The following is a 3674-nucleotide window of genomic DNA, read 5'->3' on the forward strand; positions in this document are numbered from 1 at the left end:
ATTCAACATTTCGATGTGTACCTACCGTTGATGCAAAACTGTCAGGTGGCTAGTTATTTTTTATCTTATTTTTATGCAAATATGAAGACTGCATGGCGATGAACCGACCGTGCTGATTTTGCGCTGTTGAGCGTTACTTTCATTGTTCAAATAATTATGTAAGTGCAAAAACGAGATCTACTCCCCGCCGGACATTTTATAGCGTTCGAAACTATCCAAGCTGCGTTGGATCTCATATTGTTCGCCGACCCGCTCCAAAATAGCGATGCTTTGAGAGAAATAGGCTTCCGGCGCGCCGAGATTGCTTTCTTCCCAGGCAGCGGCGATTTTGCCCAAAAGACGGTAAACCGCGCCGAGGTCTTCGTCGCTGCCGAGGGTTTCAGCGAGGGCTTTCGCTTCGGTCGCAGCTTCGAGCGCCTTCTCCCATACCCTGTTTTGAGCAAAGACCCTGCCTTTTGTGCGCCAAACCTTAACCGTGATCCAGTCTGTGCGAATATCGCGGCTGAGTTGATGGGCACGGTCGAGATGATCGAACGCTTTTTCTGTATCACCTTGTGAAGCATATGTTCTGCCGATATTGGCAAGGATCAGAGCCTGACCCTCCATTTGACCAGCAGCTTCATAATGATCAAAGGCTTTTTTAAAGGAAAGGATCGCCTCTTCATAGCGGCGTAAAGTGCGCAGCGCAAACCCCGTGTTGTTATAGCAGGTCGCGATGCCAACTTTATCCCCAACACCTTCGTAGACAGTTAGCGCTTCCTTATATAACGATAGAGCACGGTCAAAATCCTGCGTATGATAGGCAGCGATGCCCAGATTGCGCAAACCCGCTGCGCGAAGTTGGGGGACATCTGCTTTTGTGCCGAAGTCGAGCGTGTGTTGGGCATGGTCGGCGACGAGATGATATTCGCTGCGGAGATAGGCAAGGAAACTGAGCAAGTTATGCGCCGCCCCTTGCTCATCCCTGCGCTGACGGGTTTGGGCGTGTTCCAGGGCGAGTTGGAAATCATCTTCGGCTTGGGGGTAGTTGCCCGTGCGCTGGGAAATCAGTCCACGTTGGCGGTAGATCAGCCCCAGCACATCGAGCGGTAAATGCTCGGAGATGTCAATCTGTTCAAAGGGGATTAGACCACGCACCTTTTTGGGGATGAGAGAAATATCTTGGTGGGCAAGCAAGTTGAGGGCACGTTCGTACCACGTTAGGGCATCTTCGTCCATATAAAGCTCTACGGCTCGTTTAGCGGAGCGCAGCGTATATTCCACCGCAAGAGTTAATTCGTCTGCTTTTTCATAATGATAGGAAATTCGCTCGACTTCGTTGGCAGAGCGTTTTTCGAGGGTTTGGGCAATCTGTTTGTGGAAATTCTGTTTGCTTTCAGGTGGCAGGTCGGCGGCAAGGACATCGGCAATCTTGATATGGCTGAACTGGTAGTTTCCGCCCACTTGCTCGACAAGGATGTTCGCTTTTAGCGCTTCTTCAAGAGCTTGCGTCATGGTTGCGTCAGGGAAATCACCAGTGGCTTGAAGAAATTCGGCAGAGAAATCCTGGACAAGTAGGGATGCGAGGGCAAGGATTTGGCGGGTTTCTTTGGCAAGACGGCTGAGACGGGTACGGATGACGCCCTGAATGGTGGATGGAATGGGCAGTTCGGGGGTGTGGTCAAGGTCTATATGGTGGATGGCTTGTGCCATCTCGACGACGAAAAGCGGGTTGCCCGCCGTTTCCTGATAGATACGCTGAAGGAAGGCAACGGGATCTTTGGGCTGAAACGCAAGCGTGGAGAGAAGGATGCTGACTTCATCGAAGGAGAGACGCTGGAGTTCGATATATCGTGATAGACCCTTTTGCTGAAGGGCTTCTGCGGTTATCTCCCAGACTGGATTAATTTCGCTTGTACGCTGGGTACCAACGATAAAGAGAGGTAAGGTTTCGCCTTTTTCCAGCAAATAGGCAAAAACCTGCAAGCTGGCTTGATCGCCCCATTGGAGATCGTCAACAAAAATACAGAGAGGGTGCTGCGCTGTGATGGCGATAGTCCATTGGTGGATGGCTTCCATTAAACGCCCGCGCGCCAACTCAGAATCATCATAGCGCGAACGCGGCAGATCGGGGCGTTGGACATAAATTTCTGGCAGGATGCTGGCAATTTCACTCAGCCAGCGATCGGACAGGGAGAATTTTGTCATTCCGAACTTTTCAAAGGATGTACGCAATAACTGTATCCACAGATCGTAAGCGGTATTCTTTTGTGGCTCAAAGGCACGCACGCTCAGAAAAAGATGTTTGTCAAGGTTTTCCTGCCATGCTGAAAGAAGGCTGGTTTTCCCGATGCCTGGCTCGCCTCCCAAGAGCGTCATGCGAGCTGGTCCAACAGGCAAAACAGCACGCCAATGTTCAGAAAACTGTCTAAGTTCATTTTTTCGCCCAACAAGCGCGCCCTGCGCGAGCAAATAGAGACTTTCCTGCTCATCTGGCATCCAGGTTGCAATATGCAAGGCTTTATCTTGCAAAGCAAGGCTCTCTGCACTTGGTGCGATATTCAATTCGTCAAAAAGGCGCGCTTTTAGCTTGGCAAATTCCTGCAGAGCGGCAGAGCGGTCTCCAAGCATCAAATACAAACGAAACAGGTGCTGGTGTGCTTCTTCAGAAAGTGGGTCAAGCGAAACCAATTGACGCGCGGCTTCCAATGCCTGTATCCGCTTCCCTTGCATGAGCAATAGCTTACTTAGGCGCATCCAGCCCTCACGATAGATCAGAAAACTACGTTCACGCTCATGTGAGAGCCATTCATCAAAAGCGTGCAAATCCGCGAAAGAGATGCCGTCCAAAAAAGGTGCCCGCCACAATGTCAGAGTATCCCTGAGCTTGGGAATATCAACATGCACCTCATTAACGATGCGATCCATTTCCTTAATATCCACCCAAACAAAGTCAGACTTAAGCGCAACATAATGCCGTTCCAGCAAAAAAACATCCTCACCAAGTGCATCTCGCAAAAGGTAAAGCGCATTTCGCAAACTGGAACGCGCTCGCTTATCGCTTGTATTTCCCCACAAAAAAGTCGCCAAACGTTCACGGCTATGCCGCGTCTCATGGTTGGCTAAAAAAGCCAGCAACGCCTCCGCTTTTTGGGTTGGCAGAGAGATAACTTCCCCTTCCACTTCCAAGCGGGGAGCGCCCAGTAAAAAAAGACTGATCTTTGGATGCGACGCGGACATGAGAGCATTATATCAAGCAAAGGGATATGTCGAAACGACCACAACTTCGGCGACGCGCATATCAGCATTGGTCATTACCCGGTTGTTGAGACTGGCGAAGTGTGCGCATTGATGCGAACATGCTGCCTCGACCCAAGCACGGATTTCATCCGACGACTGCGAAGCGTCCCCGGCTACTGTCGGAAAAATTCTCAAAACCGATAAGTGACACTTTGATGTGGATGTTGATACAGTCGAGCATAGAACGGGGAATCCTTTTATCCATCAAAGACCATCGGACAGATATAGGGTGAAAACTAAGAATCACTCTCGTAAACAAGAAGAAACCGCTGGTAAAAAACGACCAACGGCTTCTAACTTTCATCTACAAATACGGCGGAAAAAATCCATTCCAAAAAGATTCTTGTTTGCCGCCAACGTTGCCGCCTACGTTTGGGGTCGAAATTTATACCCGT

The 3674-nt window shown here is 49.9% G+C and carries 1 protein-coding gene; it reads right to left on the reverse strand.

The annotated features are described in order from the left end of the window. Positions 1-177: 177 nt before the first annotated feature. Positions 178-3219, reverse strand: a complete 3042-nt coding sequence (locus AC3DOM_RS15815; protein ID WP_487920007.1) for an ATP-binding protein — start codon at positions 3217-3219, stop codon at positions 178-180. Positions 3220-3674 lie beyond the last annotated feature (455 nt).

It is taken from the genome of Candidatus Desulfolinea nitratireducens (assembly GCF_982879505.1).

Coding starts and splice junctions, on each gene's coding strand:
- AC3DOM_RS15815 (WP_487920007.1), bottom strand. CDS start 3,219: ATGTCCGCGTCGCATCCAAAGATCAGTCTTTTTTTACTGGGCGCTCCC.